Genomic DNA, 22,735 nt, shown 5'->3' with positions numbered 1-22,735 from the left:
CTCGTAAGACTCGCTCCGTCGGAGTCGGCAAAGCGCGAATCTTTCCACACGTATGCCAAACGAGACCGCCCCAGCAGCGCAGGGCCTTCGATGACTCGGCTGAATCGATGGCCGCGCCTCCGAGCGGGCCGCTCGCAGACCCGCTCCGAGGTTGCTGGGCTGAAGAAAGTCCAGGCGTCAGCCCGCCAACAGATCCCTTCCCGGGATGGCATCGAGCAGGCGACGGGTGTACTCCTCTCGAGGGTTGTCGAAAACCTCGTTGGTAGTGGCCGCTTCGACGATCTTGCCGGTTTGCATGACGAGGACATCGTCGGCGATCTGACGGACGACGGCCAGGTCGTGGGTGATGAACAGGTAGGACAAACCCAATTCGGCTTGTAAATCGTTGAGCAGCTTGAGGATCTGGGCCTGGACGAGCACGTCGAGAGCGGAGACCGCCTCATCGCACACCACCACCTCCGGCGAGAGCGCGAGCGCACGGGCCACCGCGACGCGCTGGCGCTGGCCGCCGGAGAGTTCATTGGGGTAGCGGCGCATCACCGTGGACGGCAATGACACCTTGTCCAGTAGGTCGCGCACCGTTGCCTCGCGTTGTGCGGCGGTGCCGATCTTGTGCGTGCGCAGGGGCTCCTCGATGGTGCGGTAGATCGAGTACATCGGATCCAGCGAACCGTAGGGGTCCTGGAAGATCGGCTGCACCCGGCGGCGAAAAGCGAACGCGCCCTTACGATCCAGCTTCGCCACTTCGCGTCCGTCGAAGGTCACCGAACCCGATGTCGGTTCGAGCAGACCCAGCACCATCTGCGCCACCGTGGATTTGCCCGAACCGGACTCGCCGACAATCGCCGTCGTCGTGCCGCGCTTCAAGCGGAACGACACATCGTCGACCGCGATGAAATCGGTCGACTTCCACGGCGTGCTGCCCCGAATCTTGAACGCCTTGGTCAGATTCTGCGCGACCACCACGTCATCGGAGACCACCGCGAGTTCGGTATCGGCCGCCGCGACCTCCTCGGCGACCTGGACGGCCTGTTTGCGCACCTCGATGCGCTCGCGCACCGAGGACAACCGCTGCGAGGCCAGCGAGGGCGCCGAATTCACCAGCTTCTTGGTGTACAGATGCTGCGGTTCGCGCAGAATCTGTAGTGCCGGACCGGATTCCACCACCTTGCCGCGATACATCACCACCAGGTGTTCGGCGCGCTCGGCGGCCAGGCCGAGGTCGTGGGTGATGAGCAGCACGGCGGTACCCAGTTCGCTGGTGAGCCCGTCGAGATGATCGAGGATCTGCCGCTGCACCGTGACGTCGAGGGCCGAGGTCGGCTCGTCGGCGATCAGCAGTTTGGGACGGCAGGCCAGTCCGATGGCAATGAGCGCGCGCTGGCGCATACCGCCGGAGAATTCGTGCGGATACTGGTTGACCCGGCGTGCCGCATCCGACATACCGGCTTCCTCGAGCAGTTCGATGGCGCGCTGCTTGGCCGCCTTGCCCTTGGCAATGCCATTGGCCTCCAGGGTCTCCCGGATCTGGAATCCGATCTTCCACACCGGATTGAGATTCGACATCGGATCCTGCGGAACCAACCCGATACCGCTACCGCGGACCGCGACGACATCCTTCTTCGACGCCTTAACCAGATCCTTACCGTCGAACATGATGGATCCGGAAGTGACCTTTCCGGTGCCGGGCAGCAGGTCGATGATGCTGTGCGCGGTGGTGGACTTGCCGGATCCGGATTCGCCGACGATCGCGACCGTCTGGCCGGGATACACCGACAGACTGACATCGCGCACCGCCGGAATCTTCTTGCCCTCGGAGGAGAAACAAACGTTGAGATCCTCGATCTCGAGCAGTGGTCGCTCGGACATCGACGCGGTCACCTCTTCCTCGCCTTCGGATCGAGTGCGTCCCGCAGCGCGTCGCCGAGCAGGATGAAGCTCAGCACAGTGAGCGCCAAAGCCGTTGCGGGATAGAACAAAATCGGCGATCCGCCGCGCAGCTCGTGCTGGTTGGTATTGATATCGGAACCCCAGGACACGATGGTGCGCGGCAAACCGACGCCGAGGTAGGACAGCGTCGCCTCGGTGACGATGAACGCGCCGAGCCAGATCGTGGTGACCACGATCAGCGGTCCGGCCGCATTCGGCAGCACATGGCGCAGCAGCGTCCGTATTCGGGAGACGCCCAATGCCTTCGCCGCCGTGACATATTCGCTGTTCTTGGCCTCGATCACCGCGCTGCGCGCGATGCGCGCGGCCTGTGGCCAGGTGAAGGCGGCCAGGATCAGGATGACGGTCCAGATCGTGCGCGAGTCGAGCAGCTGCATGATGACGATCGCGGCCAGCATCAGCGGAATCGCGTAGAAGATCTCCGCGATGCGGGAGACCACCGAATCCAGCAGCCCGCCGTAGAAGCCCGCGAGCGCCCCCAGCGTGCCACCGACGAGCAGGAACACCGTCGTCGCACCCAAACCGGCCATCACGGAAGCCCGTGCGCCGTAAACGGTTCGGGTGTAGACATCACAGCCCTGCTTATCGAATCCGAAGGGATGGCCGGGCCCGCGCGGATCCATGCTGAAATCGCCGTTGCAATAGCGCGGATCCTGATCGGAGAACAGGCCGGGCCAGAGCACCACGACGGCGATGAAGACGATCAGCACCGCGGCGACGATGAAGATCGGATTGCGGCGCAGCTGGCGCCACGCGTCCTGCCAGATGCTGGTCGGTGATCCGGTATCGACGACCTGATCGGTGGCGAGCACCTCGACTTCGTCGGGCGGAGCCACGAAATGCGGTTGCCTGTCCGGAGCTTTCTTATCGAGATCAGGCATATCGGATCCTCGGGTCGAGCGCGGCGTAGAGCAGGTCGATGATCAGATTCGAGATCAGGAAGATCACGATCAGCACGGTCACGAACGAGACCACGGTGGGCGGTTCACCGCGGGTGATCGCCTGGTACAGCGTTCCACCGACACCCGGAATATTGAAGATGCCCTCGGTGACGACCGCGCCGCCGATCAACGCACCGAGATCGGCGCCGAGGAAGGTGATCACCGGGATCATCGAGTTGCGCAGAATGTGCACGGTGACCACCCGGGGCCGACTCAGCCCCTTCGCGGTCGCGGTCCGGACGTAGTCGGCGGACATGTTCTCCGCCACCGAATTTCGGGTCAGCCGCAGCACATAGGCGAACGACAGCGACCCGAGTACGAACGCGGGTACGAGCAGTTCACCGAAGCTCGCCTTGCCGGTGACGGTCACCGGTGCGATGCCCCACTTCACGCCGAGCACGAACTGGGCGAGAAAGCCGATCACGAAGATCGGCACCGCGATGATGATCAGGCTGACCACCAGCAGCGTCGAATCGAACAGTTTGCCCTTGCGCAGACCCGCGATCAGCCCGAAGATGACGCCGAAGACGCCCTCGATGAGCACCGCCATGAACGCCAGTTTGATGGTGATCGGGAACGCCCGTGCGAGTTCATCGCGCACCGGGCGGCCGGAAAAGGCGGTACCGAAATCGAGGGTGAAGATGCCTTTCAGATACAGCAGATACTGCACGAAGAACGGGCGGTCCAGGTGATAGCGCGCGCGGAGCTGGGCTTCCACGGCGGGCGTCATCGGCTTGTCGCCGGCCAGCGCGTGGATCGGATCGCCCGGCACTAGGAAGACCAGTGCATAGATGAGCAGCGTCGCCCCGAGGAAGACGGGGATCATTTGGAGCAGACGCCGCAAGACATACCAGGCCATTTCGTCTCCTGGGTGAGCGGAGCCGACCGCGCCGTCGAGTCACGGCGGCACGGTCGGCGCCGAGCGGCTACTTCTCGATGTTCTCGAAGTCGAACAGACCGTTCCAGGCCAGATCGGCCTTCTTGACCTTGTCCGAACGTCCCGCTGCGGCGAGGTAGTCCAGCACCGGGATATCGGCCATATCCTTGATCAGCAACGCCTGCGCCTGTGCCACGAGCTTGTACGACTCCGGCAGCGTCGGCGCGGCGAGCGCGGCGTCGAGCAGGTGGTCGAATTCGGGGCTCTTGTAGTCGACGTTATTGGTCTCGGAGTAGCTGTAGTACTGCGAGGTGAGGAACTGCAGCATCGTCGGGTAGTCGCCCTGCCAGCCGTAGCGGAAGGACTTGCCGATCGTCTTCTGGTTCACCAGATCTCGGATGTTCTTGAAGGTCGGGTACGGCGTGCCGACGGCGTCGATACCGAGGGTGTTCTTGACGCTGTTGGCCACGGCCTCGATCCACGCCTGGTGGCCGCCATCGGAGTTGTAGGCGATCTCATAGCGACCCGACCACGGCGAAATGGCATCGGCCTGCGCCCAGAGCTTCTTGGCCTCGTCGGGGTTGTACTTCAACACCTCTGAGCCGGGCAGGTTCCCGTCGAATCCGGGCAGTGTGCTCGAGGTGAAGTCACGGGCCGGGATCTTGGTGCCGTTGAAGATGGTGTCGCAGATCTGCTGTCGGTTGATCGCCATGGAGATGGCCCTGCGGCGCAGCAGACCCTCCTCACCACCGAAATGCGGCACATTGGCCTGGACACCGATGTGCTGGTTCTGCGCGGACGGCTCGAGGATCGCGCGATCACCGAGGTCCTTCTTGTACGAGGTCAGCGCGCTGTCCGGAATCGTGTCCAGGGTATCGAGATTGCCCGCCTGCAGATCCGAGTAGGCGGTGTCGAACGACTGGTACATGACGAAGCGCAGGCCCTTGTTCTTGGGCGCGCGTCCGCCCTTGTAGTCCGGGTTGGGCACCAGATCGATCTTGACGTTGTGCTCCCAGGTCTGGAACTTGTAGGGGCCGTTGCCGATCGGGTTCTCGCCGAAGGCCTTCATATCCTTGAACGCGGCGTCGGGCAGCGGATAGAACGGCGCGTAGCCGAGTTCGGTCTCGAAGTCGATGGACGGCGACTTCAGCTCGACGGTGAAGGTCCGGTCGTCGACCACCTTCAGCCCCGACATCGTCTGTGCCGTTGGCTTTTCCGCGGAGACCTGGTCGAATCCGACGATCGGGGTGAACGCGTAGCTCTGCAACTGGCCATTGGTGCCGAGTGCGCCGTAGTTCCAGGCATCGACGAACGACTTCGCCGTCACCGTGGTGCCGTCGGTGAACTTCCAGTCCGGCTTGATGGTGATGGTGTAGGTCTTGCGGTCGGGAGTCTTGATCGACTCGGCCATCTCGTCGTGCGCGACACCCTTGCCGTCGTAGTACTTCAGACCCGCGAACAGCCGGTCCACGACCCGGCCGCCCATATTCTCATTGGTATTGGTTGGTACCAATGGATTCTGCGGCTCACCGCCGTTCGTCGTGACGATGTCGGCATCGGCACTATCGCTGGACGAACATGCGGACAGTCCCAAGCTTGTGGCCAGTACGACTGCCGCGGTCAACGCTGTAGCTCTGTTGAATCTCAACGCGTTCTCCCGATTTCGAGACAGGCAAAGGGGATCCGCGACCACGCATGCGCAGTTGCCCAGCGCGCGTCGACTCGATCCGCCTTGGAATGCCTGGGACGTTAGCTATTCGAAGCAGGCTTGTCACCGGATTGAGCCAGGTTCGTTCCACTTGTTACCAATCCGGCAACATCGGTGAAACACGCTAAAGATTCATGAGAAAACGGACATTTGCCGGAAGTATGCCTCCGTTGGGGCTTCCGGTGTCCGGAGCTGAGTGGCTATGACGATAGCGACCGAAGGGCCGGTTTGTCAGCGGATCGCGCAGGATACCCGCTGTCTTGACGGGATGGAAACCCGTTGGACACACCGGACGCGGTGTGGGTCACAGTTGGTTACTGTCGAATTCGACCGCGACTGCCAGCGCCACGGGCTACGTGAAGGAAGAGACGAGATGACCGATACCACCGCCGACCACCGGGAGTCGTACCCGCCGAGCGCGGAGTTCGCCGCGGCCGCGAACGCCGACGCGTCGAACTACGAGCGGGCCGCGGCGGATCGCGACGCGTTCTGGGCCGAGCAGGCCGCGCGGCTGCACTGGGATCAGCCATGGACCCAGGTCCTGGATTGGAGTGACGCGCCCGTCGCGAAGTGGTTCGTCGACGGCAAGCTCAATGTCGCCTACAACTGCGTGGACCGCCATGTGCTCGACGGACACGGCGATCAGGTCGCCATCCACTGGGAGGGCGAACCGGGCGATTCCCGCGATATCACCTACGCCGAACTGCTGGCCGAGGTGTCCCGGGCCGCCAACTACCTCACCGAACTCGGACTCGAGCCGGGCGATCGGGTCGCCATCTATATGCCGATGGTCCCCGAGGCGATCGTATCGATGCTGGCATGTGCGCGACTGGGTCTCACGCATTCGGTGGTGTTCGCCGGCTTCTCCCCCACCGCCCTGCGCCAGCGCGTCGATGACGCGAGCGCCCGGCTCATCATCACCACCGACGGTCAGTGGCGGCGCGGCAAGGCCGCACCGCTGAAGGAGGCCGTCGATGAGGCACTCTACGCCAATGGCGATGTGCCACACAGCGTCGAGCACGTACTGGTAGTGCGGCGCACCGATATCGAGGTGCCGTGGACCGAGGGCCGCGACCTGTGGTGGCACGAGACCGTCGCACAGGCGAGCCCCGAGCACACACCGCAGGCCTTCGACGCCGAGCATCCGCTGTTCATCCTCTACACCTCCGGCACCACCGGAAAGCCCAAGGGCATTCTGCACACCACCGGCGGCTACCTGACCCAGGCGTCCTACACCCACCACAACGTCTTCGATCACAAAGCGGGACAGGACGTCTACTGGTGCACCGCCGATATCGGCTGGGTCACCGGACACACCTACATCGTCTACGGACCGCTGTCGAACCGGACCACCCAGGTCGTCTACGAGGGCACGCCGAACTTCCCGGACGAGCACCGGCACTGGAATATCGTCGAAAAGTACGGTGTCACAATCTATTACACCGCACCGACGCTGGTGCGGACCTTTATGAAGTGGGGCAAGGAGATTCCGGGCGCCCACGATCTGTCCAGCATCCGGCTGCTCGGCAGCGTCGGCGAGCCGATCAATCCGGAGGCCTGGCGCTGGTACCGCGAGGTGATCGGCGCGAGCACCGCGCCGATTGTGGACACCTGGTGGCAGACCGAGACCGGGTCGATCATGATCTCCCCGCTGCCCGGCGTCACCGCCGCGAAGCCGGGCGCCGCGATGACACCGCTGCCCGGCATCTCGGCCAAGGTCGTCGACGAGGAGGGCAGGGCGGTCCAGCTCGGCGAGACCGAGGCCAATGGCTACCTGGTGCTCGATCAGCCGTGGCCGTCGATGCTGCGCGGCATCTGGGGCGATATGGAGCGCTACCGGGCCACCTACTGGGAGCGCTACGCCGAACAGGGCTGGTACTTCGCCGGTGACGGCGCCAAGCTCGACGCCGACGGCGATCTGTGGGTGCTCGGCCGGGTCGATGATGTGATGAACGTCTCGGGTCACCGCATCTCCACCGCCGAGGTGGAGTCCGCGCTCGTCGGCCACTCCGGGGTCGCCGAGGCCGCGGTGGTCGGCGCCAGCGACACCACCACCGGACAGGGCATCGTCGCATTCGTGATCCTCACCGCCGAGGCCAAGGACACCGGTGACGCCCTGGTCGACGAATTGAAAGCGGAGGTGTCGCGGGAGATCAGCCCGATCGCGCGGCCGAGGGAGATCCACGTGGTCCCCGAACTGCCCAAGACCCGCAGCGGCAAGATCATGCGGCGACTGCTGCGTGACGTCGCGGAGGGCCGCGAACTCGGCGATACCTCGACGCTGGTCGACCCGAACGTCTTCGAGGCGATTCGGGCCAGTCGCACCTGAGTAGACGCACCGAGAAACGGCACATCGTAGGGCCGGTGACGAGAATCGTCACCGGCCCTTCCCGTTAGAATTGCGCAAGGTGTGCCGGGAAGCCTGGTCGGCATGCGGTCGTGTAGCTGAAAGCCGGATCGGTTGGATTGCGCGTCCGCAGCCATGTCCACCCTGCCGGAAGGTTTCCCGTGATCACCCAAGTGCGGTCGGAGCTGACGCGCTATCTACGCACCGAAACCGTTGGTGGCGCAATCCTTCTGATCGCCGCCGCGGCCGCGTTGCTGTGGGCGAACTCGCCGTGGGGCGGCAGCTACGTCACCATCACCGAAACCGTCCTGCCCATGAGGGCGCTCCATCTGGACCTCACCGTCGCGGAATGGACCAAGGACGGTCTGCTGGCGATCTTCTTCTTCGTCGCCGGGCTGGAACTCAAACGCGAACTGGTGGTCGGTGAACTCGCCGATCCCAAGCGGGCCGCGCTGCCGATCATCGCGGCGGTCGGCGGCGTGATCACCCCGGCACTGATCGCGCTGGCGGTCGGATTCGGCATCGAAGGCATGGACCGGGGCTGGGCCATACCGGTGGCGACCGATATCGCCTTCGCGCTGGCCGTACTCGCCATGACCGGTTCCAGAATTCCGGCGAGCGCGCGGGTATTCCTGCTCAGCCTGGCGGTGGTCGACGATCTACTCGCCATCATCCTGATCGCGGTGCTGTTCACCACGACGCTGTCGGTGCTGTGGCTGCTGGCCGCGGCGGCCTGTTTCGCGGGCTGGGCGCTGGCCCAGCACAGGCGGATCTCCACGCCCCTGGTGTATTTGCCGCTGGCACTGATCTCCTGGTACGCGCTGCACGAGGCGGGCATCCATCCGACCCTGGCCGGTGTCGCGCTCGGCCTGCTGACCAGGGTGCGCAAGGATCCGGGTGAGGCGCAGGCTCCGGCGATGCGGCTCGAACACCTGATCCAGCCGATCTCGGCCGGATTGTGCGTACCGCTGTTCGCCTTGTTCGCCTCCGGAGTTCCGTTGGACGGCAAGGTCTTCCAGCAGCTGTTCACCGACCGGCTCGCGCTGGCCATCATTCTCGGATTACTGCTGGGCAAGACCCTCGGCATCTTCGGGATCAGCTGGGTGGCAATCCGATTGGGCATCGCCGAACGTCCGGCGAGCCTGGGCTACCGAGACATGTTCGCCCTCTCGGTGCTCGGCGCGATCGGCTTCACCGTTAGCCTCTTGGTGGCAGAACTCGCGCTGGCGGATGTAGGCGACGGCTCGGCCGTCGAATTGGCGAAGGCCGCGGTGTTGGTGACATCAATGACGGCGTCGCTCGCGGGTTCGGCGCTACTGTTGCGGCGTGGGCGTGTCCACCAGGCGCGGCGGGATGCGCGTGCGATAGAACGAGAGAGTGAGGCCGATACAGTGCCGGGACAGGGAGAAGGGTCGACCAAGTGAGTTTCACAAACGGCGGTAACGGGGACGAGTCGCGTCGCGGCCGCACTGTCACCTCGATTCCCCTCTCGGAGACCGATCCCATCGGATCGGCGAGCTTCGGCACCCTGGTCCGCGATGCCACCGAGCAGATGTCGACGCTGGTGCGCGCCGAGGTCGAACTGGCCAAGGCCGAGGTGACCGGTGAGATCAAGAAGGGCCTGCAGGGCAGCGTCTACTTCATCCTCGCGCTGACCGTCCTGCTGTTCAGCACCTTCTTCTTTTTCTTCTTCCTCGGCGAGCTGCTCGATGTGTGGCTGGCGCGCTGGGCGGCGTTCCTCATCGTGTTCCTGTTGATGATCGTCGCGACGCTGGTACTCGCACTGCTCGGCTATCTGCGGGTCAAGAAACTGCGGGCGCCGGAGAAGACGATCGATTCGCTCAAGCAGGCGCGCAGCGTGCTGCCGAGTGGGTTCGGCTCGCACGAGGAACACCTCGCGCTCGAGAAGCCGACGAAGTAGAACGCGGCGCGGCCGGGTCCGACTGCGCCGACTAGGCGGCGGGGCGGCCGCCGCACTAGGCTCGATCGGCGTGTCGTCGAACTCGTTTCCCGATCCGTCCAGCGTCCGTTACGACGGACCCTGGACGCATCGGGACGTGCACGCCAACGGCATTCGCTTCCACGTCGTCGAAGCGGCGCCGGACCGCAGGGATGCACCGCTGGTCGTGCTGCTGCACGGATTCGCCGACCTCTGGTGGTCCTGGCGACATCAGCTAACCGGACTCGCCGAGCTGGGCTACCACGCGGTTGCGGTGGATCTGCGCGGCTACGGCGACAGCGATAAACCGCCGCGCGGCTATGACGGCTGGACACTGGCGGGCGATATCGCCGGACTCATCCGCGCCATGGGCTACTCCGAGGCCACACTGGTCGGCCACGCCGACGGCGGATTGGTCTGCTGGACGACCGCGGTGCTGCACCCGCGGCTGGTGCGCTCGATCGCGCTGGTGAGTTCCCCGCATCCGGTCGCGCTCAAGAGCGCGGTGCTGCGGGATCGGCGCCAGCGCCGGGCCTGGCTGCCGAATTTCCTGCGCTATCAGCTGCCGCGGTACGGCGAACACCTGCTCACCACCGGCAATGGCTTCGAGGTCGAGCGGCTGCTGCGCCAGCGGGTGAGCCGAACCTGGTCGGGCAGTGCCGAATTCATCGATACGGCCAATCGGATGCGCTCGGCCATCCAGATCTCGGGCGCGGCGCACTGTGCCCTGGAATATCAGCGCTGGGCCTTCCGCAGCCAGTGGCGTCCGGACGGGCGCCGCTTCATGGCCACCATGCGCCAGCCGATCCGCATCCCGGTCCTCACCATGCGCGGAGAACTCGACGGCTATCTATTACCCGCGACCTTCCAGCGCGGCCGTCGCTGGTCACCACAGCGGCGGCAAGTCGTGATCCCGGACGCGGGCCACTTCGCCCACCAGGAGAATCCGGACGCGGTCACCGCCGAGCTGGCCAAGTTGCTCGGCTGACGCCGATCCCGGGGCCCGCTCGCACGGCCACAGGGGCGCTCGCACCCCTGTGGCCGCCGTCGATCAGCTCAGGACACAGGCACCGGTATCCACTGCCGTAACCGAGGCCGTCGCGGCATCGAGTTGCGGCCGTACTTCCGCCAGTGTCAGGACGTATCCGGTGTCGTCGTCGGTCACCGCGGCACCGAATACGATGCCGAGCGCGCGGCCATCGGTATCCACCAGCGGCCCACCGGAATTGCCCGCGCGCACCTGTCCGCGGACCGTGTAGACCTCACGTTCGACGGTGCCGTTGCGGTAGATCGTCGGTCCGGTCAGGTCCAGCGTTTCGCGGACACGGGCCGCGCTGGCGGTATACCGCCCACCACCCGGATAACCGAGCACGATGGCATTCTCACCCGAGCGCGCGGGCGTCGACGCCTGCTCGACCACCGGAGCGGTGAGCCCCGGCACCGCGAGGATCGCGACGTCCTTGGACGGATCGAACAGCACGACCGAAGCGTTCAGCGGACCACCGACGGCGTCCACCGTAATGCTGGTGGTTCCGGCGACCACATGGGCATTGGTCACCACCCGCTCGGGCGCGATCACGAAGCCGGAGCCCTCCAGTGCGCGCTGGCAGCTCGGGGCGACGCCACGGATGCGCAGGACGCTCTGCTGTAGCGAGGCCGCCACCGGGCTGGTCAGGACGCTGGGGTCCGGGGGTTCGACGGCCGCGATCGGGGCGCGGCCGAAGGGACCGATGACGTCCGGGAGGCCGGAGGTGTTGAGCAGCTTGGAGAATTCGTTGGGGAGGCGGCGCAACCAGTTCGGTGAGACCTCGTTGACGTCGGCGAGCACCTTCGAACCATTGATAGCCGAGGCGATGGCGGGCTGTGAGGAGGTGGCCAGCGGTAGCGCCAGCAGCCACGCGGTGACCAGCACCGCCACCGCTTGCAACAGGGCACCGATGACGCTGTCCACACTGCGGGTGAACGGATGGCGCATACCGCCGCGCGCGGCCCGGCCCAGGACCATGCCCGCGACCTCGCCGACAATGACCAGCAGCACGATCAACAGCACGCCGGTGAGCACCCGCGGTCTGCCCTCGTTGACGTGGATCAGAATGTGCGGCGCGATGAGAATGCCCGCGACCGCCCCGAGCACGACGCCGAGGAAGGCCAGTGCGGAGGCCACCGCGCCCTGCCGCCAGCCGGAGGAGGCGGCCAGCAGCGCGAGCAGTACCACCGCGATATCGAGCCAAGCCGATGAGGTCATAACGTCATCCCTACGGCCGCCAGCGCGGTCTCCAGATCACGGACGTCGCTGTGGTCCCATTCCCGTTCCCACCCGGCGGCCTTGCAGATCCCGGCCAGAATGCCGCCGGTCAGCCCCCACACCAGCATGCCGTCGACCTGGAAAGCCGCGCTCTGATAGCCGAGGCTGCCGCGCACCATGAAGCGGTTCGCCGGTTCCAGCAGGTCGGCCAGCGGCACCCGCACGACCCGTTCGGTCTCGGTCTCATTGACCACTTGCACCGCCCTCGGGGTGTGCCAGTAGGCCACCACCGGGGTCACATCGAAGCGGGACGGAGGCACGAACAGTTTCGGCAGTACGGCGAAGGGTTCGACGCCATCGCGCGCCAGTCCGGTCTCCTCACAGGCCTCGCGCAGCGCGGTGTCGATCGGCCCGGAGTCACCGGGATCGACGGCACCGCCCGGAAAGGCGACCTGACCACGGTGCTGGCGCATGGTGGACGCGCGCTGGGTGAGCAGCACATCCGCGTCGCCGGGCAACCCGCCGGGGGCATCGGGATCCGGGTCGGGTGAGCCGCTGAACAGCACGAGTACCGCCGCCTGCCGCGGCGCGCCCTTGGCGGTCATGGCCCGCCGCAACGCTCGCGCCAAGCTCACCGTGTCGGTGGCGTCGGTGCTCGGGTCCGCCGCCCGACGCAGCCACTTCGGGATGCTGTCGGGCGTGGGGATCTCGGTCATGCCGCAACTCCCAGCTTGTTCGCGACCGTATCGGCGATATCGTCGATGCCATTGAAGGCGCGCACGACCACCTCGGCGACCGAACCGTCCGCACGCAGCAGCACCGATACCGGTAGCACCGCGGGCGCACCCACCGCGGTGCGGACCTTGGCGCGCGGATCGAACACGCCGGGCAATGTCACCCGCAAATCGGTCAGCAACGCGAGCGCTCTCGCCTCATCAGGATCGCTGTGCACGGTCAGCACGGTAATCGCGTTTCCGGCGCGTCGCGCGTACTCCTGCACATCCGGCAACTCTTTGGCGCACGGTCCACACCAGTACGCCCACAGGTTCAGCAGTGCCGGTTTACCCGCCAGCGCGGCCGCCAGATCGACCGGCTTTCCGTCGGCCAGACAGCCGAGGCCTAATCCGGCAAGCGGCCCGCGCCCCACCGCATCCGCCGCCGGCACCGGACATTGGGTGAGTCCGGCGGCGCTGCGGGCGGTGAGCGCGGCCGTTGTCCCGGAATTCGCCGGATGGTCGCCGCGCGCCGCGGTGTCGTCGCTATGGCGCGGCCACAGCGCGACCGCCAAGGCCACCACGGTGATCAAACCTGCCAGCGCCAAGCGCGCCCCGACAGGTATCCGTCTCACCGGCCCACCAGCTCGAGCAGATGCTCTGCTTCCGGACCCTTCACCAGCTTGGCCGCGGCTTCCGGATCGGTCGGCCCGGCCCCGAACGACGGGCAGTCCTTGGCCAGAATGCAGACACCGCACGCGGGTTTGCGGGAATGACAGACCCGGCGCCCGTGGAAGATCACGCGATGGGACAGCATCGTCCATTCCTTGCGCTCGATCAGCTCGCCGACGGCGTGTTCGACCTTGACCGGATCTTCCTCGGTGGTCCACGCCCAGCGCCGCACCAAGCGGCCGAAATGGGTGTCGACGGTGATGCCGGGCACACCGAAGGCATTGCCGAGGATGACGTTGGCAGTTTTGCGGCCGATGCCGGGCAACCGCACCAATTCCTCGAGGGTGTGAGGCAATTCACCATCGTGCCGTTCGACCAGTGTCTGCCCGAGCCCGATCAGGGAACTGGTCTTATTGCGGAAGAAGCCGGTCGGCCGGATGTATTCCTCCAGTTCAGCGCGGTTCGCCTCGGCGTAGGCGCGGGCATCGCGGTACTCGGCGAACAGCGCGGGTGTGGTCAGATTCACCCGCTCATCGGTGCACTGCGCGGAAAGTATTGTGGCGACCGCCAATTCGAGCGGAGTGGTGAAGTCGAGTTCACAGTGCGCGTTCGGAAAAGCCAGCGCGAGCGCACGGTCCATCCGGCGGGCTCTTCGGGTCAGGCCCAGCTGGGTTTCCGCTTGTCGCGCTCGGGATTTGCGTTTCGGAACGGGGACCGCGGCGGGTTGCGCATCGGTCGCCTCGGCGGCAGGGGAAGGCCCGCTGACGGCGGCTGTGGAGGGGGAGACACGCACGCGTCCACCATACGGAACCACGCGACAACGGTGCCCTCCTAGATCTCTTGCCGTGTTCCATCTGAGACCTAGACCGTGTTTACTGCTCGTCATGCAAGGACTCGCTGTGGTGCTCTTCCCAGTGGTGCTGATGCTTTTCGCACTGGGCATGGAGCGGGTCGAGAATCGGCTCCGCAAACTTCTCGAACCCGACGAAGAGGTTCAGCAGTACCTGGACAAGGCAAGCAACGCCGAAGTGAAGGAGCTGACGAAGCTCGGACTGCCCGCCGCGGTGGCACGGATGCGCAGGCGCCGGTCCCGTGGTGAAGAACTGGACGTCGCACGCGCCAGCTGAAAGCCCTACCAACCGGTACCTGGCACGGCGCGCAATCCACTCGTTACGTGGTGTCTGTCACTACGCTGCCCTGATGCCGCGTAGACTGCGCTGTTGGCCGATTCGCTTCGGTCCAGGACAGAGCCATTTCCCATAAGGAGCACATTCGTGGACGAGGCCCTCGCCAGAGCAGGCATCTTCCAAGGCGTAGAGCCCACCGCGGTGGCGGCTCTAGCCAAACAACTGCAGCCCGTGGATTTTCCGCGCGGGCATGTCATTTTCAACGAGGGCGAGCCAGGCGACCGGTTGTACATCATCACCTCGGGCAAGGTGAAGATCGGACGGCGTTCCCCGGACGGCAGGGAGAACCTGCTGACCATCATGGGCCCGTCGGACATGTTCGGTGAGCTGTCGATCTTCGACCCGGGTCCGCGCACTTCGACCGCGACCACCGTGACCGAGGTACGCGCGGTCACCATGGACCGTGACGCACTCAAGTCCTGGATCGACCAGCGACCCGAGATCGCCGAGCAGTTGCTGCGCGTTCTCGCCCGCCGTTTGCGTCGCACCAACAATAACCTGGCCGACCTGATCTTCACCGACGTTCCCGGCCGGGTCGCCAAGGCGTTGCTGCAGCTCGCGCAGCGGTTCGGCACCCAGGAGGCCGGTGCGCTGCGCGTCACCCACGACCTCACCCAGGAGGAGATCGCCCAGCTGGTCGGCGCCTCCCGCGAGACCGTGAACAAGGCGCTGGCCGACTTCGCGCATCGCGGCTGGCTGCGGCTGGAGGGCAAGAGCGTGCTGATCTCCGACTCCGAGCGCCTGGCCCGCCGGGCGCGCTGACACTCGACCCATATCGGCGACCGGACATCCGGCCGCCGCATTGTCGTGCCGCGACGGATGTACGCCGCGGCACAGATGCGAAAGCACGCTGAGTTCAGCGCTCCACTGAACTCAGCGTGCTGTTGTTTTTCTAGTTCTGCTCGCCGCGCAGGTACTCGAGCTGGGCCTGCACCGAACTGCGCGCGGCAAGCCACAGTCGCTTGTCGACATCGGCGTAGACCTTGCGCACCACTGCCATCGCGCCCGCGTTCGGGCCGAGCACCCGCAGCGCCTCCCGCACCTGGTCCAGACGCTCCTGCCGATGCGCGATGTAGTACCGGGCGACCGGCTCCAGATCGGGGTGATCCGGACCGTGCGCCGGTAGCAGCGCACGTCCCGCACCCACCTCGACCAGCCTGTCCAACGATGCCAGGTAGTCGGCGAGGGTGCCGTCGCTGGAATCCAGCACGGTGGTGCCGGAGCCGAGGATGGTGTCACCGGTCAAAATCGCGTCATCGAGGACGAAGCTCACCGAATCCTTGGTGTGGCCAGGGGTGTCGAGGACGGCGATCCGGAGACCGGCCGCCTCGATCACCTCGCCGTCGAGCAGCGGTGCGTCGGCGCCGTGCAGGAATTCGGCCGTCCTGGCCCGCACCGACGTGCCCGTCAGCTGGACCAGCCGGTCGATGCCGCCGGTGTGGTCGTGATGCCGATGGGTGATCAGCGTGAGCGCGATATTGCCGTCGGTGGCGCGGGCGATGGCCTCGCTGTGCGCCTTGTCCTCCGGTCCCGGATCGACGACCACGTACTCCGATTGCCCCGGGGCGCGCAACAGCCAGGTGTTGGTGCCCTCTAGCGTCATCTGGCCCGGGTTGTCCGCGAGTACGACCGCCGCGGTCGGCGTGACCTGGCGCAACTGGCCGTATGCGGGATGGGTGAGCGTCATAGGAGTACCCCAGTCGATCGAAAACCTTGCCTGCGAACCTGTCTAGCGCACTTCGGCGATCAGTTCGACCTCGACGGGGGTGTTGCGGGGTAGTTCGGCGACGCCGACCGCGGAGCGCGCGTGCACGCCCGCATCACCGAAGACCGCGCCGAGCAGCTCCGAGGCACCATTGATGACCTGCGGCTGATCGGTGAATCCCGGTGCGGAGGCGACGAATCCGACGACCTTGACGATCCGCACCACCGCATCGAGCCCGACCAGATCGTGCACCGCGGCGATCGCGTTCAGCGCGCAGAGCTTCGCCGCCTCCTTGGCCTGGTCGAGCGAGACCTCGGCACCGACCTTGCCGGTCGCCGAGAGCTGCCCGTCCACGAACGGCAACTGGCCGGAGGTGTAGACGAGCGAACCGGTGCGAATCGCCGGAATATATGCGGCGACCGGGGCCACCACCGGCGGCAGGGTCAGGCCGAGCTGGGCGAGGTTCTTCTCCCACTGGGTCATTGGCGAATCCCTTCGCTTACTTGGGGCGTTTGAGGTAGGCGACGTGCTGTTCACCGGTCGGACCGGGGAGCACGGTCACCAGCTCCCAGCCGTCGGCGCCCCACTGGTCCAGGATCTGCTTGGTCGCATGCGTGAGCAGCGGAACGGTGGCGTATTCCCACACCTTCGAATCACTCATGACTCTAACTTTGGCAGCGCCTTCGGCGCTGCGTGTTCGCGGCCCCCCGGTGTCTCGCGTCCGAGCCGTCGAGACTCGCGACTTCGCCGCATGCGCTTCGACGACTCGGACGCGAGACGGGCCTCGAACGTCGCTCGTAAGACTCGCTCCGTGGAAGTCACCAATGTGCGGATCATTCAGCGCCCGAAGTACACCGGGCTAGAGCAAGCTCCTGGTGGGGCTGGCTGCCCGGTAGTCGACAGGGTGGGATCTCGCGGTGGCGGTAAAAGCCGCGCGCGTCCCACTGTCTGGGACGGATCGACTCAAAAACCGACTAGTAACCATATCGCTGGGGCGCGATCTGCGGACGGGTTATAGGCTCGCGATCGTGGGAGTACCAACAGCAGTGCCCATTTCGGCGGAGCCGGGGCCAGAAACGGGTTGGCCGGAGCGCGCGGATAAGGCCCGCTTGCACTATGTCTCCGGCAAAGGGGGAACCGGCAAGTCGACGGTCGCCGCGGCGCTCGCGCTGGCACTGGCCGCGGGCGGACGGCGGGTGCTGTTGGTAGAGGTGGAGAGCAGACAGTCCATTGCCCAGCTGTTCGACCTGCCACCGTTGCCGCCCACCGAGACCAGGATCGCCACCGCGGACGGTGGCGGTGAGGTGGTCGCGCTGGCACTCGATATCGAGCACGCCTTCCTCGAATACCTCGATATGTTCTACAACTTGGGCTTCGCCGGGCGGGCCATGCGCCGGGTCGGCGCCATCGAATTCGTCACCACGATCGCACCCGGTCTGCGCGATGTCATCCTGACCGGCAAGATCAAGGAATGCGCGGTCCGGGTGGACAAGCAGGGCAAGCCCGTATTCGACGAAATCGTCGTCGACGCACCGCCGACCGGTCGGATCGCCAGCTTCCTCGATGTGACCCAGGCCATGGCCGAAGTGGCCAAGGGCGGGCCGATTGCCGCACAGGCCGAGGGCGTTTCGAATCTGCTGCACTCCGATCAGACGATGATCCACCTGGTCACCCTGCTCGAGGCGCTGCCGGTGCAGGAAACCGCCGATGCCGTCGCCGAACTCACCGCCAATGACCTGCGCATCGGCACCGTCATCGTGAACCGCGCGACCAAGGGCCAGCTCCCCGCCGAGGTGCGCAGTAGGGCCGCGCGCGGCGATATCGACCACGACGCCATTCGCGCCGGACTCACCGAGGCCGGAATCTCGTTGTCGGATCAGGACTTCCAGGGTCTGATCACCGAAACCGTCGAGCACGCGGCCACCCTGCAGGCACAGGACGATAGCGCCGCCGAACTCGCGAAGGTCGATGTGGCGCGGATATATCTGCCCGCACTCGCCGACGGCATGGACCTCGGCGGCCTCTATGAACTGGCCGAACATCTGAGTAAGCAGGGGGTCCGATGAGCAGCCCGAATGTAGCCGAGCCACTGGATATTTCGCGGATCATCGAGGATCCCGCGGCGCGGGTGGTGGTCTGCTGCGGCTCCGGCGGCGTCGGCAAGACGACCACCGCGGCGGCCATCGGACTGCGTGCGGCGGAACAGGGCCGCAAGGTCGTGGTGCTCACCATCGATCCCGCGCGGCGACTGGCCCAGTCACTCGGTGTCGCCGATCTGGACAACAGCCCGCAGCGGGTGGCACTCGGCCCCGAGGCCAAGGGCGAACTGCACGCGATGATGCTCAATATGCGTCGCACCTTCGACGATATGGTGCTCGAGCACACCAGTCCGGAGAAGGCGGAGCAGATCTTCGCCAACCCCTTCTATCAGACGGTCGCCTCCTCCTTCGGCGGTACGCAGGAGTACATGGCGATGGAGAAGCTCGGCCAGCTGGCCGCGCGCAAGGAGTGGGACCTCATCGTGGTCGACACTCCCCCGTCCCGCAACGCACTGGACTTCCTCGATGCGCCCAAACGTCTCGGAAACTTCCTGAACGGCCGGATGATCCGGGTCATCATGGCCCCGGGTCGCGGTGTCACCCGATTGGTGACCGGTGCGATGAGCCTGGCCGTGCGCGCTGTGTCGACGATTGTCGGCGGGCAGATGCTCAAGGACGCGTCGAACTTCCTGCAGTCGCTGGAATCGCTGTTCGGCGGTTTCCAGGATCGCGCGGACCGGACCTATGCGCTGCTGTCCAAGCCGAGCACGCATTTCCTGGTGGTCGCGGCCGCCGAACCGGACGCACTGCGCGAGGCGTCGTTCTTCGTCGACCGCCTCTCGACCGAACGCATGCCGCTGGCCGGATTGGTATTGAATCGAACCCATCCGGTGCTCAGCGCACTACCCGCCGATCATGCGCTCACCACCGCCGATCAGCTGGCCGAATCCGATCCGCTCACCGCCGCGGTGCTGCGCATCCACGCGCAGCGGGTCGCCACCGCCAAACGCGAACAGCATCTGCTGCACCGCTTCACCGGCGCGCATCCGCGGGTGCCGATCGCCTCGGTGACCGCGCTGCCCTTCGAGGTGTCCGATCTGGAGGCGCTGCGCGCGGTGGGTGCTCAGCTCACCGATGCGCACCCGGTCGAGGTGACCGCCTGATCGTGACGTCGAGCCGAAATCACTTGGGCCACCGTGACATTCTGATGCTGGATTGATATAGACCCATTAACGGAATCGAGCCCGCAATCGCGGGCTCGGTTCCATTTTCCAGGGTTAGATTGCTACTTGATGCTGACGTTGGGCCTGGAAGAAGTCCGCCCAGGACGTCACCTCCGGGTGCTGTTTGAGCAGCGCACGACGCTGCCGTTCGGTCATGCCACCCCACACGCCGAACTCGACTCGATTATCGAGCGCATCGGCCCCACACTGCATCAGCACCGGGCAGTGCCTGCAGATCGTCGCCGCCTTGCGCTGCGCAGCGCCGCGGACGAACAGTTGATCAGGGTCTACTTCCTTGCATCGGGCCTGGGCAACCCAGGCGATCCTTGCTTCGGCCTGCTCCACGTCCAATCGAGCGATGGGGGTTGTCATGTGCATTTGGTGTGCCCCTTTGCAGTCCGAACACCGGGTCAACGGCGCTCCAGAATCGCGTGTCAGTGCCGCAGCAACCCAAACCCCGCTGCGAACTGCACCACATTCCACTTTGAGTGTTAGCTCTATCACACTGGGTTCTCAATCTAGGTAAAGGTATGGCCTCTGCGCAAGACCGTCCCGAGACTTTTTGGTACGTCCGTCCATGCAAACGTGATCGAGAACCGGGCGGTCGACCCGACATGTGGTTCGCCCTTCAACGACACGCCGGATTCCATCCCGCGACACGCCGATTCGGGCAGTCGAACCGCAGGATCCGACGGACTGACAAACACACCCGAGAGCCCCGAATCGGCACCCCGTAGTCTGGGCATCGTGCCGATCACACATACGCTCGCGAGGCTGTGCGGCAGCTGCGCGCTGGCCGCCGTGCTCGTCGCCGGGTTGTTGTTCCCTCTCGCAGGCGGTTTCGGGTTCGTCTCCAACCGTGCCGCCGACGCCGTCGACAATGTGTCCGCAGAACTGGTGGAGGGCACCGTCCCCGCCGTCTCGACCATGGTCGATACAAACGGAACGCCCATCGCCTGGCTTTACGAGCAGCGTCGCTTCGAGGTCCCCAGCAACATGATCTCCAACGACATGAAGTTGGCGATCGTCTCCATCGAGGACCGGCGCTTCGCCCAACACGAAGGCGTGGACTGGCAGGGCACGCTACGCGCGTTCCTCACCAATACGAGCAGCGGTGAGGTGCAGCAGGGTGCGTCCACCCTCGATCAGCAGTATGTGAAGAACTTCCAGCTGCTCGTCGTCGCGAAGACCGACGCCGAGCGCCGGGCCGCCATCGAGACCACCCCGGCGCGCAAGCTGCGCGAGATCCGGATGGCGCTCACCCTGGACCGGGAGCTGACCAAGGACGAGATCCTCACCCGCTACCTGAACCTCGTCCCGTTCGGCAATGCCTCCTACGGCATCCAGGACGCGGCGCAGACCTACTTCGGCGTCGACGCGGTGAACCTGAATGTGCCGCAGTCGGCGATGCTGGCCGGCATGGTGCAGTCCAGCTCGAAGCTGAATCCCTACACCAATCCCGACGGCGTGCTGCAGCGGCGCAATACCGTGCTGGACACCCTGATCCAGAACATCCCCAGCCGCGCCGAGGAATTCCGCAAGGCCAAGACCGAACCGCTCGGCGTGCTGCCCGAGCCGAAGGGGCTGCCGCGCGGCTGCATCGCCGCCAACGACCGCGGCTTCTTCTGCGATTACGCACTGCAGTACCTGGCCAATGCCGGCATAAGCCGCGAACAGATCAATACCGGCGGCTATACGATCAAGACCACTCTCGATCCGGCCCTACAGGATTCGGTGAAGCGCTCGGTCACCGAGGCCGCGAACCCGAACCTCGATGATGTCGCCCAGGTGATGTCGGTGGTCGGCCCCGGACAGGATTCGCATCCGCTGCTCGCCATGGCCAGCAGCCGCACCTACGGCCTGAACCGGAATGCCAACGAAACGGTGCAGCCGCAGCCGTATTCGATGGTCGGTGACGGCGCCGGCTCGATTTTCAAGCTCTTCACCACGGCCGCCGCCATGGAGAAGGGCATGGGTATCAATGCCCAGCTCGATGTGCCGGGCCGGTTCGAGGCCAAGGGCATGGGTAACGGTGGTGCGCGCGGCTGCCCGCCGGCCACCTACTGCGTGCAGAACGCGGGCAATTACAAGTCACCGATGTCGGTGACCGAGGCGCTGGCCACCTCGCCGAATACCGCGTTCGTCAAGCTGATCCAGGCCGTCGGCGTCACCCCGACCGTCGATATGGCGGTGCGCCTCGGCATGCGCTCCTACACCGAGGCGGGCAGCTCGGGGCACGGCAACCAGAGCCTCGCGGACATGATCAAGGACCAGAACCTCGGCTCGTTCACCCTCGGCCCGGTCGCGATCAACCCGCTCGAACTCTCGAATGTGGCAGCCACCTTGGCTTCCGGCGGCCGGTGGTGCCCGCCATCGCCGATCAAGGAGGTGATCGACCGCTCCGGCAGGACGGTGCCGCTCACCCAGCAGGCCTGCGAACAGGTCGTCGACGCCGGGCTGGCGAACACCCTTGCCAACGCCATGGGCCAGGACGACATCAGCGGTACCGCCGCCGGTGCCGCGCGGGCCACCGGCTGGAATGCGCCGCTGTCGGCCAAGACGGGAACCACCGAGAGCCACCGCTCCTCGGCCTTCGTCGGCTTCACCAACTCGCTGGCGGCCGCGGCCTATATCTATGGCGACAGCCCGACGCCGGGCGAGATCTGCTCGTTCCCGCTGCGCGGCTGCGGCGACGGCAATCTTTTCGGTGGTAATGAACCCGCGCGCACCTGGTTCAACGCGATCAAGCCGGTGCTCGGAAACTTCCCGCCGCCTGGACTGCCGCCGCTGGACGATAAATATGTGCGCGGGTCGAATCAGGCCCAGGTCCCCGATGTCACCGGTATGTCACAGGGCCAGGCGACCGCCGCGCTGGTGACGGCTGGCTTCCAAGTCTCGCCGGTGAACGGCCCCGGCGCGCCGCCGAAGGGGACGGTGATGGGGACCGCGCCCAATGGATCGGCGATTCCCGGTTCGGTGATCACGATCTACATCAGTGATGGGACGCAGCGGGTCCCGACGCCCGCGCCCGGACCGGCGGCACCGCCGGGGGTTCCGATTCCGGGCCTACCCGGGATTCCCGGGTTCCCGAGCATCCCGGGATTCCCGGCTCCTCGATAGCGCTTCGACAACATGAAACCGCCGACCCGGATCTGATCCGGGTCGGCGGTTTCGTTCATCCGTCTCGGG

Annotated in this window: 21 protein-coding genes; 9 read left to right on the top strand and 12 right to left on the bottom strand. The window is 65.7% G+C overall.

Annotated features, from left to right (window positions below; translation table 11 throughout):
- Positions 1–177 precede the first annotated feature (177 nt).
- From ACQP2D_RS02145 to ACQP2D_RS02130, 4 genes are all read right to left on the bottom strand, one after another.
- Positions 178–1,869 (bottom strand): dipeptide ABC transporter ATP-binding protein, encoded by a 1,692-nt coding sequence (locus ACQP2D_RS02145; RefSeq protein WP_433682053.1) that lies wholly within the window; start codon positions 1,867–1,869, stop codon positions 178–180.
- A gap of 8 nt (positions 1,870–1,877) precedes the next feature.
- Positions 1,878–2,831 carry an ABC transporter permease gene (locus tag ACQP2D_RS02140; protein ID WP_433682052.1) on the bottom strand — a complete coding sequence of 318 codons (954 nt, stop codon included), beginning with the start codon at positions 2,829–2,831 and terminating at the stop codon, positions 1,878–1,880.
- Positions 2,824–3,750 (bottom strand): ABC transporter permease, encoded by a 927-nt coding sequence (locus ACQP2D_RS02135; RefSeq protein WP_433682051.1) that lies wholly within the window; start codon positions 3,748–3,750, stop codon positions 2,824–2,826. Before ACQP2D_RS02135 ends, ACQP2D_RS02140 begins: the two co-directional genes overlap by 8 nt.
- Before the next feature lie 67 nt (positions 3,751–3,817).
- Entirely contained in the window at positions 3,818–5,392 is a 1,575-nt protein-coding gene (locus ACQP2D_RS02130; protein ID WP_433682050.1) for a peptide ABC transporter substrate-binding protein, read from the bottom strand.
- Between the two features lie 457 nt (positions 5,393–5,849).
- Here ACQP2D_RS02130 and acs point away from each other — a divergent pair, with 457 nt between their 5' ends.
- The 4 genes from acs to ACQP2D_RS02110 all read left to right on the top strand — a co-directional run bounded on the left by acs (position 5,850) and on the right by ACQP2D_RS02110 (position 10,750).
- Positions 5,850–7,805, top strand: a complete 1,956-nt coding sequence (gene acs, locus ACQP2D_RS02125) for an acetate--CoA ligase (RefSeq protein WP_433682049.1) — start codon at positions 5,850–5,852, stop codon at positions 7,803–7,805.
- A gap of 182 nt (positions 7,806–7,987) precedes the next feature.
- Positions 7,988–9,247 carry a Na+/H+ antiporter NhaA gene (gene nhaA, locus ACQP2D_RS02120; RefSeq protein WP_433685486.1) on the top strand — a complete coding sequence of 420 codons (1,260 nt, stop codon included), beginning with the start codon at positions 7,988–7,990 and terminating at the stop codon, positions 9,245–9,247.
- Positions 9,244–9,744 carry a phage holin family protein gene (locus tag ACQP2D_RS02115; RefSeq protein WP_433682048.1) on the top strand — a complete coding sequence of 167 codons (501 nt, stop codon included), beginning with the start codon at positions 9,244–9,246 and terminating at the stop codon, positions 9,742–9,744. Before nhaA ends, ACQP2D_RS02115 begins: the two co-directional genes overlap by 4 nt.
- A 70-nt stretch (positions 9,745–9,814) precedes the next feature.
- The gene (locus ACQP2D_RS02110) at positions 9,815–10,750 is read left to right on the top strand and encodes an alpha/beta fold hydrolase (protein ID WP_433682047.1); all 936 of its coding nucleotides are present in this window, start codon (positions 9,815–9,817) and stop codon (positions 10,748–10,750) included.
- Between the two features lie 63 nt (positions 10,751–10,813).
- On the opposite strand, the gene ACQP2D_RS02105 is transcribed toward ACQP2D_RS02110, so the two are convergent.
- The 4 genes from ACQP2D_RS02105 to nth are packed head-to-tail and all read right to left on the bottom strand — an operon-like array spanning position 10,814 to position 14,032.
- A complete protein-coding gene (locus ACQP2D_RS02105) occupies positions 10,814–12,007 on the bottom strand; it encodes a MarP family serine protease (protein ID WP_433682046.1) in 1,194 nt (397 codons plus the stop codon).
- Positions 12,004–12,723 carry an NUDIX hydrolase gene (locus tag ACQP2D_RS02100; RefSeq protein ID WP_433682045.1) on the bottom strand — a complete coding sequence of 240 codons (720 nt, stop codon included), beginning with the start codon at positions 12,721–12,723 and terminating at the stop codon, positions 12,004–12,006. Before ACQP2D_RS02100 ends, ACQP2D_RS02105 begins: the two co-directional genes overlap by 4 nt.
- Complete coding sequence (locus ACQP2D_RS02095; protein ID WP_433682044.1) at positions 12,720–13,355, bottom strand: redoxin family protein; 636 nt, start codon at positions 13,353–13,355, stop codon at positions 12,720–12,722. Before ACQP2D_RS02095 ends, ACQP2D_RS02100 begins: the two co-directional genes overlap by 4 nt.
- Positions 13,352–14,032: an endonuclease III gene (gene nth / locus ACQP2D_RS02090; protein ID WP_433685485.1), complete on the bottom strand. Its 681-nt coding sequence runs from the start codon at positions 14,030–14,032 to the stop codon at positions 13,352–13,354. The genes ACQP2D_RS02095 and nth overlap by 4 nt, the downstream gene beginning before the upstream one ends.
- A 244-nt stretch (positions 14,033–14,276) precedes the next feature.
- On the opposite strand from nth, the gene ACQP2D_RS02085 reads away from it, so the two are divergent.
- Both ACQP2D_RS02085 and ACQP2D_RS02080 read left to right on the top strand, forming a co-directional pair.
- Positions 14,277–14,519, top strand: a complete 243-nt coding sequence (locus tag ACQP2D_RS02085; RefSeq protein WP_040686056.1) for a hypothetical protein — start codon at positions 14,277–14,279, stop codon at positions 14,517–14,519.
- A gap of 147 nt (positions 14,520–14,666) precedes the next feature.
- Positions 14,667–15,341 carry a Crp/Fnr family transcriptional regulator gene (locus ACQP2D_RS02080; protein ID WP_011206875.1) on the top strand — a complete coding sequence of 225 codons (675 nt, stop codon included), beginning with the start codon at positions 14,667–14,669 and terminating at the stop codon, positions 15,339–15,341.
- 130 nt (positions 15,342–15,471) lie between these two features.
- On the opposite strand, the gene ACQP2D_RS02075 is transcribed toward ACQP2D_RS02080, so the two are convergent.
- Genes ACQP2D_RS02075 through ACQP2D_RS02065 form a run of 3 tightly spaced genes read right to left on the bottom strand, consistent with a single transcriptional unit; the run spans position 15,472 to position 16,945 of the window.
- Entirely contained in the window at positions 15,472–16,266 is a 795-nt protein-coding gene (locus ACQP2D_RS02075) for an MBL fold metallo-hydrolase (protein ID WP_433682043.1), read from the bottom strand.
- A gap of 42 nt (positions 16,267–16,308) precedes the next feature.
- Positions 16,309–16,767, bottom strand: a complete 459-nt coding sequence (locus tag ACQP2D_RS02070) for a RidA family protein (protein ID WP_433682042.1) — start codon at positions 16,765–16,767, stop codon at positions 16,309–16,311.
- Between the two features lie 16 nt (positions 16,768–16,783).
- Entirely contained in the window at positions 16,784–16,945 is a 162-nt protein-coding gene (locus ACQP2D_RS02065; protein WP_085998464.1) for a DUF4177 domain-containing protein, read from the bottom strand.
- Between the two features lie 385 nt (positions 16,946–17,330).
- On the opposite strand from ACQP2D_RS02065, the gene ACQP2D_RS02060 reads away from it, so the two are divergent.
- The gene (locus ACQP2D_RS02060; protein ID WP_433685484.1) at positions 17,331–18,350 is read left to right on the top strand and encodes an ArsA-related P-loop ATPase; all 1,020 of its coding nucleotides are present in this window, start codon (positions 17,331–17,333) and stop codon (positions 18,348–18,350) included.
- The gene (locus ACQP2D_RS02055) at positions 18,347–19,486 is read left to right on the top strand and encodes an ArsA family ATPase (protein WP_433682041.1); all 1,140 of its coding nucleotides are present in this window, start codon (positions 18,347–18,349) and stop codon (positions 19,484–19,486) included. The genes ACQP2D_RS02060 and ACQP2D_RS02055 overlap by 4 nt, the downstream gene beginning before the upstream one ends.
- 114 nt (positions 19,487–19,600) lie before the next feature.
- Here the strand turns inward: ACQP2D_RS02055 and ACQP2D_RS02050 are convergent, their stop codons facing one another.
- Entirely contained in the window at positions 19,601–19,924 is a 324-nt protein-coding gene (locus tag ACQP2D_RS02050; protein ID WP_330251089.1) for a WhiB family transcriptional regulator, read from the bottom strand.
- 369 nt (positions 19,925–20,293) lie between these two features.
- Here ACQP2D_RS02050 and ACQP2D_RS02045 point away from each other — a divergent pair, with 369 nt between their 5' ends.
- On the top strand, positions 20,294–22,666 hold the full coding sequence (locus ACQP2D_RS02045; RefSeq protein ID WP_433682040.1) for a penicillin-binding protein: 2,373 nt from the start codon (positions 20,294–20,296) through the stop codon (positions 22,664–22,666).
- Positions 22,667–22,735 lie beyond the last annotated feature (69 nt).

The sequence above is a fragment of the Nocardia sp. CA-119907 genome, from assembly GCF_050955995.1.
Lineage (GTDB): Bacteria > Actinomycetota > Actinomycetes > Mycobacteriales > Mycobacteriaceae > Nocardia.
This window is presented reverse-complemented; position numbering and strand designations above follow the sequence as displayed.

Bases quoted from the DNA above. Each gene is read 5' to 3' on its own strand.
- ACQP2D_RS02140 (WP_433682052.1), bottom strand. From the start codon at position 2,831: ATGCCTGATCTCGATAAGAAAGCTCCGGACAGGCAACCGCATTTCGTG.
- ACQP2D_RS02135 (WP_433682051.1), bottom strand. From the start codon at position 3,750: ATGGCCTGGTATGTCTTGCGGCGTCTGCTCCAAATGATCCCCGTCTTC.
- ACQP2D_RS02100 (WP_433682045.1), bottom strand. From the start codon at position 12,723: ATGACCGAGATCCCCACGCCCGACAGCATCCCGAAGTGGCTGCGTCGG.
- nth (WP_433685485.1), bottom strand. From the start codon at position 14,032: ATGGACCGTGCGCTCGCGCTGGCTTTTCCGAACGCGCACTGTGAACTC.
- ACQP2D_RS02085 (WP_040686056.1), top strand. From the start codon at position 14,277: ATGCAAGGACTCGCTGTGGTGCTCTTCCCAGTGGTGCTGATGCTTTTC.
- ACQP2D_RS02050 (WP_330251089.1), bottom strand. From the start codon at position 19,924: ATGCACATGACAACCCCCATCGCTCGATTGGACGTGGAGCAGGCCGAA.
- ACQP2D_RS02070 (WP_433682042.1), bottom strand. From the start codon at position 16,767: ATGACCCAGTGGGAGAAGAACCTCGCCCAGCTCGGCCTGACCCTGCCG.
- ACQP2D_RS02065 (WP_085998464.1), bottom strand. From the start codon at position 16,945: ATGAGTGATTCGAAGGTGTGGGAATACGCCACCGTTCCGCTGCTCACG.
- ACQP2D_RS02075 (WP_433682043.1), bottom strand. From the start codon at position 16,266: ATGACGCTCACCCATCCCGCATACGGCCAGTTGCGCCAGGTCACGCCG.
- ACQP2D_RS02055 (WP_433682041.1), top strand. From the start codon at position 18,347: ATGAGCAGCCCGAATGTAGCCGAGCCACTGGATATTTCGCGGATCATC.
- acs (WP_433682049.1), top strand. From the start codon at position 5,850: ATGACCGATACCACCGCCGACCACCGGGAGTCGTACCCGCCGAGCGCG.
- ACQP2D_RS02105 (WP_433682046.1), bottom strand. From the start codon at position 12,007: ATGACCTCATCGGCTTGGCTCGATATCGCGGTGGTACTGCTCGCGCTG.
- ACQP2D_RS02145 (WP_433682053.1), bottom strand. From the start codon at position 1,869: ATGTCCGAGCGACCACTGCTCGAGATCGAGGATCTCAACGTTTGTTTC.